Origin of the sequence: Lentzea sp. NPDC006480 (genome assembly GCF_040611995.1) — a bacterium.
GTDB lineage: Bacteria > Actinomycetota > Actinomycetes > Mycobacteriales > Pseudonocardiaceae > Lentzea.
Window position 1 is genome coordinate 22,996 of record NZ_JBEXPJ010000100.1, and the last position, 8,598, is coordinate 31,593.

Annotated in this window: 3 protein-coding genes; 1 reads left to right on the forward strand and 2 read right to left on the reverse strand. The window is 61.7% G+C overall.

Annotated features, from left to right (window positions below; all coding sequences use genetic code 11):
- Positions 1 to 1,004 precede the first annotated feature (1,004 nt).
- Positions 1,005 to 4,841 (reverse strand): hypothetical protein, encoded by a 3,837-nt coding sequence (locus ABZX92_RS30820; RefSeq protein WP_355566960.1) that lies wholly within the window; start codon positions 4,839 to 4,841, stop codon positions 1,005 to 1,007.
- Between the two features lie 277 nt (positions 4,842 to 5,118).
- A complete protein-coding gene (locus ABZX92_RS30825; RefSeq protein ID WP_355566962.1) occupies positions 5,119 to 6,528 on the reverse strand; it encodes a pentapeptide repeat-containing protein in 1,410 nt (469 codons plus the stop codon).
- A 443-nt stretch (positions 6,529 to 6,971) separates the two neighbouring features.
- On the opposite strand from ABZX92_RS30825, the gene ABZX92_RS30830 reads away from it, so the two are divergent.
- Positions 6,972 to 8,138 carry a pentapeptide repeat-containing protein gene (locus ABZX92_RS30830; protein WP_355566965.1) on the forward strand — a complete coding sequence of 389 codons (1,167 nt, stop codon included), beginning with the start codon at positions 6,972 to 6,974 and terminating at the stop codon, positions 8,136 to 8,138.
- Positions 8,139 to 8,598: the final 460 nt, after the last annotated feature.

The window sequence follows — 8,598 nt, forward strand, 5'->3', positions numbered from 1 at the left end:
TGGGCCGAGTTCACTGTCCCGGTGAGCATGGGCCGTACGCGTCACGAATCCGCAAGACCGTGCCCCAACACAGGTCCTCAACGCAGCTTCTGCTCTATGGCGTCTGGTTCAAAACGCCGGCTTCTGCGTCCCAATACCAGTGGGCTGACGAAGTCCAGGCCGATGGCAACGCGCTGACGGTCGTCAGCTCCGGGTACGCGTAAGGGTCCCCTGGGTCGCTGTACATGCCGGTCGCGCCACTGATCAAGTGACCGGTCTCGACCTCGTAGTCGATGCGGGTCGGCTCCCAATCCGGGCTACCGACCAGAACAGCCACGACTGCCTCGGCTTCGAAAGACAGGACAGGATTGACCGGTTGGACCGGTACGCGCCACTCACGTTCATGAGTCCAATCCGACCAGCGAGCGGGGTCTGCGTCCAACCTGACCAACCACGGCCTTTGCGCTCGAGTTCGGTTGTCGAACTGCTCTGATCGGGCGTACCACACAGGGCCGCCGCCGATGTCGTAGACCCACTGACGCTTGACCACTACGCCCCACGGCGGCCAGCGACGCTTGGATAGCAGCTCGATCAAGTGGTCACGAGGACTTTCGGAGAAACAGACCGCTGGCTGGTCGGCGTCGGCGCCCCAGGGAGGGAACCCAAGCCAGCGCTGTTCCCACAAGATCCTGTCGAGTCGTTCCTCTGAGGACAGTTGCGCGATGTCCTCAGGAACGCGTGGGGTGGGCGGGCGTCCCTCCGGACGGGCACAGAAGTGGATGAGCAGCTCTGATTGTGCGGCGCCTGGTCTGCCGAGCTGACCGGCTTGAGGTTGAGGCGAAGTCACCCTTGGCGCTCCATGTGATTCGACTTTCGGGTGGCAGACCTGCGGCTCGTTCGGCAGGTGATGGGACTTCGGTGGCAGGAGACGTTCCTACCATCACGGCAAAGCGGCTGGCAGATGGCCACGTCGGGTCAGCACGAAGGGTTGACGGCGACATTGCGGGAGGGAAGCTGGGGGAGTGTCACGCCTGCTCCAGCATGCGGGCAGCTGCGTCAGGATTGACATCCCACTGTAGGCAGATTGCCAGCAGGGCGTTCAGACTGGACCAGTCCTCGGTCGGTGTTCCGGTGGCGCCGTGCGCAACACCAACTGAGAACAGGTAGCGGTGCTCATCGGTCGACGGCCCGCTGTCTAGTTCTGCCTGCACGCGTTGGGCTGTCGACGTGAGGTAGCTGACGATCTCCGAAATGACCGAGTCGGCTGGTTGTAATGTGTCGATCGTGCGGAGCGCTCGTTGGTAGCGCTCGGCTTGCTGCTGAGCGAACGATTCCTGGTGCGCATGAGGCTCCCGGTACGAGGTAAACACGGCGAGGCCGGAGAGGCATCGCAGAGCCTCATGCGCCTCGACCGCGGCATCGGTCAGCGGCGTGAGGTGTGGCGGTGGCAAGGCGTCGGCCCAGCTGGCATAACCAGGGCCTGTGTCTGGCCACAACTTGTCGGAGACCAGTTGGTGGGCCATGCGCGGGATTGGTTGGTCATCAACAGCGGGAACGATCAGGATCGCAGGCCGACCGCCCTCGGTTGCGGGATCGTGAGGTAGGAGATCCTGAAGCGTGAGCAGGATCTCCGGCCATTGGGTTAGCTCTACGAGGTCGATCACCACCGCGGTCTCGATCGCAGGCCAGTAGACCGGATCAGGGCTCTGGGGGGACCGCGTGACGAGGTGCACCGACAGGCCGGCTCTGCGAGCTGCTCCTACGAAAACGTCACGTCGTGTCACGGCCCGCCTCGTGGACAGGGAGCGCGCATGATCGGCGACACGAGCTAATGCTTGTTTGTAGTCGCCGGAACGAGCTTCTCGAACTATGGCCTGGGGTAAGAGTTCGCCCCATGCAAGTTCTGCCAGTGTCGCGTGGAGATCGATCAGTAGGCGATCTAGGCGCTCGAGTTCGACCGGAGAGTCTTGGCCGACTAGGCCCCACTGCTCGAGCTCGCGAACTTCGGCGACGCACTCTCGCAAGGTGCCGCCGACATATCCGGCGAGCGAGGACCACCGAGGCGCCGCTGCGGCCAAGCGGGGCGTCAGGTTGTCGACAAGGCCCTCAATGAGGGAATGCAGACTGTCGTGATGACTTTGAGCTGTCTTGTCAGCGGAGCTTGCGAACAATTCCGCTCGGTCGACCGGCAACGTCAGCTCGCTAGCCTGTCGGCTCAGGGCCGCCTGCCGGGCGTTCAAGCTTTGCCTGTCCGCCGTGCGCTCGCGGGCGGTACACCAGACCCGCGTCAACTCGTCCAGATAGTGAGCTGCCTCTTGAACGAGCACGCAGGCCGTGTGTGCGCGGGTCGTCGGATCCATCGCACTCATTGCAGACGCCGCGACCTGTGACCGCATGCGGTTCCACGCAACTGCAGTGGGTGGATGGTCGTTGTGGCGACCAAAACCAAAGGCCGCGAAGGTGTGGTCGCCGACCCGGATCGGTAGACCTCCTGGCAACAGGGCCTGCATATCGATGCGCTCGCACTCTGGCAGGCATCGGAGCATCACTCTGGCGAAGGAGCGGGTCATGTGTTCGAAATCTGGCTGCGCCTCATCGGAAATGTGCAGCAGCCGGGCGTAGGCGACGTGCTCAGTGTCTCTCTCGATCACAGATGCTTCAGTCAGCCAGGGGGCGTACGCCCGCAGCTTGTCGAAGATCGTGCTTCTGTCGAAGAGCGCCGCGGACAGGGCGTGCGCCAGTTCGCTTGATACAAGCCGAGCGGAGCTCAACAGGTCACCGACTGCATCGGCCGAAAGATCAACAGCGACATCGCTGAGCCGTGAGCCGGGGACGGTCAAAGCGATCTCCGAGGAGATGTCAGTGGGGATTCCCACCAGCACAGCCAGAAACCGTTGCGCCTCGACCGCATTTGAGCAATCAGCGAGAATCTGTGCTGCCATGAGTGACCCGAGGCGGCTGACTACGGCGTCGCGCAGTGGTGAGGCTTTCTCTCTAGCATCGGGCGTGATCGCGGCTACGGCATCGGCGACCTCTGGCTTCACCTGCGGCGGCAGATCCATGCCCAACATGGCCCACTGCAACGTGATGGCGCGGAGGGCTGGCGGCACGTTGCAGCGTTCGAGCACACGTGCCCAGTCGGCCGCCCGCCTGTGAAAGTCAACGATGCGAAGCGCTTGCAACGCACCGACAAAGGCGGCCGGAGTACGCCGCCGGGTCAGCTCGACGACAACGCGATCGACGACCGCGTTGTCCAGTGCAGCCTGCTCGGTCAGTGCCTTGGCGAGAAAAGGCTGCTGCTGGTGATCGTCTAGTAGTTGAACGACGCTATCGACAGTCTCCGCCAGCACCGGCGGCGGCATGGCATGCACAGCGTCGGCCAGTGCCTTGGATCGAAGTTGGTGTAGTCCGGCCACATGCGTGCCGAACACATGCACCAGGTGTTCGTCGTTGAGCCTGGCCAGAGCCAGGCGGAAGTCTGCATCGCTCGCTTCGACTTGTCTTTGGACCGCGCGCATCGGGACATCGGCACCCCAGCGGTGGGCGACCGCTACTAGCGCGATGATCTTGAGTTCGAGGTCGCGTCTCTCCAGTACACGGCGCTTCACCTGCTCGGTGATGATGTCGGCAAGCCGACGTCCTTGCGTCAACAGATAGGTGTATTCGAGGGTCAACCCTCCTGCGTTCTCATAGGCTTCACGCCAGTGAGGAACGGTAGTTACTCCTGCGGTCAGCAGTCCATTGTGGATCTGTTCAGCGACACTCTCGTCGAGACTGACTGCCACGGTTGTGCAAGCAGACAAGGACCGTAGCGCCAGGGTGTCTTCAGTGCGTGCTGACCCCAGCAGTACCACGCCTGGATCTCCAGCCAGATGTTGTTGCAGTGCGTCCCACGCCGCCGTCATCCCGAGCCCGAGTCCATCGACAACGAAGCCAACTGGTGACCGGAGCGAAGGGTGCAAAGCCCGTGCGAGGCGAACTACAGAGTTGACGTCTTCGTCACGAAGCCGCCGAACCCGGTACCAGAGGATGTGTCTCGTGGAGTACGCAGCAGCCCACATGACGGTCGACTTGCCAACGCCTGACGGCCCAGTAACGAGCACTGCCTTGCCTCGATCGATTGCCTCCACAACCTGGCCTGTGGTGGCCGGCCGCGGCGCAGGCAGTCCTGCGGCGATGTGTCCTGGCTGCACGTCGACGCCTTCGTAGAAGGCGGGTGCATGCAACGGGCGATCAAAATCAACAGGCTCAACTGCGCCCGTATGTATAGCCTCCTCAAGGGAGTTCCGATCAACCAGCGCCGCTGCATCCGTGACGATGTGATTGAGACGAGTGCGATCCAGCCCGGCTCGGCTATCCCACCCTGCTGCGGCATTCGCATCGACGCATTCGGCAATCGCGTCGCGCAAGGCTAGAACTCCAGGCTCGGCCGCGGCCGGCAACAGGTCGTGGCGAGCGGAGACCGCGTCACGTGTCTCCACAGCAGCGGCATGCCAGGGCAACACATAGACGCTCAAGACCTTGCACATCCGCTCGATCTCGTCCTTGTCGCGACGCTGCGCCTTCGCGAGTTGGTGCAAGGCCGCTCGCAGATCGTGATCAGCGGGCAGGCCTGCGATTGGTTGACCCCACAGATCAAGCAGGTGTCCTGCCACCGGGCGTTCAAGCACGAGAATCGGTTGCCCCAGTGCACCAGCTTGCGTCCGCTGGACGTGGTGATCAAACAGATCTAGGAGAAACCGAGCGACCTGCCCCAGCGTGAAGTCCCCAACCCGCTCCTGTCGAGACTTCACCTGGATGTGGCATGCCTGGTCACCCTCACATGAAAGATCCTCCAAGCTCTCCGGAACGATGCGGTGCACTTCGAGGTGACCAGCGAGAACTCGCCCACACAACCATGCGCCAACGACGTCCTGGTAGTGGTATCCGCGAGCGGAGGTAGCGCCTGATCTCGTAACACTCCACAGCTGCTCAGCGGCGGACAGAGCGCTATTTCCTGTGGAGGTTGCAGCGGGCTTACTCATGCCACCATCCTCGTATCCCTCCGATGGATCCGCTACGCGAGCAACGTGATCGACAGACGGGTGAAGCGTCCGCACCACGAGCATGAGCGTGCGCTCTCGCGAATACCAACAAGCATTAGATTAGATCGTGCATCCATTGCAGTAGAGTGTCCTTTATTGCCTGAAGTCGACTCGCTGCTTCCGGCAGGGCCATCTTGGGTGCGGGTGCCAGATAGCCAGTTCCGTCACCCCTATCCTTCACTTGCCATCCGTCCGGCAGGTGAAAGTTTGCAGTCAAGTTGCAAACTATAGTCTGATCAAACTCCTTGTAGTTATCTTCAAACGCCGGATCTTGGAGGAAGATGTCGTTCTCGAACCTCAATTGTTTAAGGCCTAGATGTCCAGAGAATGATGTGTCGTAAAGGACTGCTTGCTGCTTGAACGTGGCTCCAGCTAGGGCGACGCCTTTTGAAAACGATGTTCCTTTGAACCAGGCGTGTCTGTTGAAGATTGCTCCAACGAACGAGGTGAATCCTTCAAAAGTTGCCTTGTCGAACTTGGCAATGTCGTCAAACTTTGCGTAGAAGAACGAGGTTTTGCCCGTGAATATCGTTCCAGTAAAGTCGACAGAAAAGCAGTTTGCGTACCAGAGATCGGCGTCGACAAGCGTCGCTCCCGACAGGTTGATGGACATTTCCGCCCAGTGATGCGGATGCGGACGGGTGGTGAGTCGTTCTGCGTCGTCGCGCGTGTCGGTCAAATGGCTGAAAAGAATTCGCTGTGCTGTTGTGCGGACCTCTAGCTCCTCCTGTGCTCCTGGATCTGGCTTGGCTGATCTGGCGCGCCAGGATTCGGGTGACAACAACGAGCGTTTGGTGTGCCTATGAACGGGTGGTGGCACATAGGGCATCCGCAGATAAGCGCAGATTACATTGACGATAGTCTGACGGAGATCGGGATTGTCCTGCGCCAGTCGCTCCAGCGCGTACAGGCCTGCCAGTCGGACCTGCGCCTTGTCCGAGCCGAGTTGGTCGGCGGCTTTGGTGTATTGCTCGGTAACGCGCCGGGCGGCGGCGTCGGCCTCGGTGCTCGCCGCCACCCGTTCCCGGTGTGCAGAGTCGGTGGCGGTGCTGACTTCCTGGTGCCATTGACGGCGCACCGCCAGCAGTAGGGCGAACACCCCGCCGGTGCCTGCAGCGATACTCAAGCCGGTCTTGATCGCCTCCACTTGCGCAGCCGCCGGGTCCTTCGCCGCGTTGGCCACGTGCAATAGACCTTTGGTCGCGCCCCATGCCACTGCGGCGACCACCACCGCGGCGGCCACCACCATCCACCAGCTCAATGGCGGCTGCGTCGCCGTCGAAGTGCTACCGCCGGGTCGACTGCGCCATCGGGTCAGTCCGTCGACCACGCGGCGGGGTGCCGCGCGCCACGCGGCCCAACTCGCCAGCAGCACAGTCAGCGTGGCCCAGCCCAGGGAAACTTTGTGCTGGGCCAGCCACGTCCCTGCTGCGGGCCAGTTGATCCATCTGGCTTCCGTGGCCACCCATGCCGCTGCAGCTAAGCCAGTGACACCCCATCGGGCAGCCGCGATCACCGTGCTCCGATGCCCCTGATCCTGATCAGTCACATGAGAGTGTCGCACCGCTACGTCTCCGCGCTACGCGTGGAGACAGGCGGTAGGTGTCCGTACTGTGCCGTGCGAGCTCGTCTAGCGGCGCTCAGGACGGTTGGGCTGTTAGCGAGCACCGGCACGCTCGCCCCTGTCAACCTCAAATCGTGCGGAAGCTACGACGATTGTAGGTTCTCGCCGCGTGTGACATGTTGACCTTGCGTGAGCTGGGCATTCCTGACTATCTCACGACGCCGTCATCAAGATCAGCTGCGGACTCGTGGCGCTTCTTCGCGGTGTAGCGCACCGCGACGCTTGCGCGACGTAAAGGCATGACAGTTCCCTCGCGTCCCCGCCGGCACCGCGCACTGGACCGGTTGCGTTCCTGGTTCCGCCCGCCCTCGTCCTATGGTGAGCAGCTGCCGTGGCTGGTACCGGCACTGGGGCTGGTCGTTCTGATGACCCTGGCGGGGATCGCGGCGTGGCAGGCGTGGGCCTGGTTGGATCGGTATGTAACCGAGCTGGCCCGCGCGGGGAAACCTTTTGATGGCAAGGACTTTGTCACGGCGAAACTGGATGCAGTGAAGATCGCGTTGAGCATTGCCGCTGGCGGCGGTGCCCTGTTCGCGTTGTACCTAGGGGTGCGCCGGCAGCGCACTGCGGAGCGGGACCTGCGGGCTCGTCTGGATGCACAAGCGCACACCGAGCTGGACGCCGCGAATCGGCAGGTGACCGAGCAATACACCAAGGCGGTCGAACATTTAGGGGCCGACAAGGCACCGGTCAGGTTGGGTGGCCTATACGCGCTAGAACGTCTCGCTCAAGACAACGAAGGGCATAGGCAGACCGTCGTGAACGTAATTTGCGCATACCTGCGCATGCCCTACGACTCCCTTGAGCCGCCTCCAGGTAAGGATTCGCGCGCGCGCCGAAGTGGGAAAGACGGCGACCCTATGAATAGACCCACGGCGGAACTGAAGAATAATTCACTGAGTCGAGAACTTGCAGAGGAACGGCAAGTTCGAATTGCGGCACAGGACATCCTCGTTAGCCACTTATGGCCCGATGTTGACGTGCAAGGTGCGCCGGTTAATCCGAAGTTCTGGCGCGAAATCGATCTCGACTTTTCTGGAGCGGTCCTGATCGGCCTGGATCTGTATCGCTGTCGAATCGACCGTGCCACGTTCAATGATGTGAAATTTGTCGGCAGTACCGGATTTCAGAAAGCGGAGTTCGGCGGAGCCGGGTTTCATCGGGCAGAGTTTCATGACGATGCCCATTTTGATGGCGTCGAGTTTGTGCGCGGCGCCTACTTCAACAAGGCGGATTTCGCGGGGAGGGCGGGTTTCAGAAACGCGCAGTTTGGTAGCGTTGCTGATTTTGACGAGACCCGCTTCGGTGGCGATGCGGTTTTTTCTGGAGTAAAGTTTCGCGGTGCCGCCAAATTTGACAAAGTCGATTTTAGTGGGACCACTGATTTTGTTGAAGCTGAGTTCTCGGAAGGTCCTCCACAGGTTGTGTCCGGAATATTGGGTGAAGAGTGACCTTCGGTCTGGAGTGAGGACTTGGCGGGCCATCGTAATGTCCTGAGGCGGGCAACCCGTTTGATCGCCACTGCGCCGAGGGGCAGAGCACGCTCGCCGGCCTGGACCATCCTGACCACTGGTATCGCAAGGGACGGCTGGTCGCCGTCGTGCACTATCCCTACGGCATCGACCATGACGAACTGCTCAGGCCACCACCGGTTGTGAACAGCTCGGTCTTCGCCTGGACGTCGACGCCCGCTGGGCGATTCACGCCTGCGATTTGTGGACCCTCGCGGTGGTCATCTCCGCCGAGGGTCTCCAACAGGTCGTCCGTGGTCGCTGAAGGACCGGTCTGGATGATCCGTACGGGCGTGGTCAGCCCAGCCGGACGTGGGAGCAGAGGTGGCGCTGCTGATAGCCGCCAGGCACTCCGGTGCCGACGACCGTCCAGAACGCCTGCGACTCTGTGAGGTGGCCG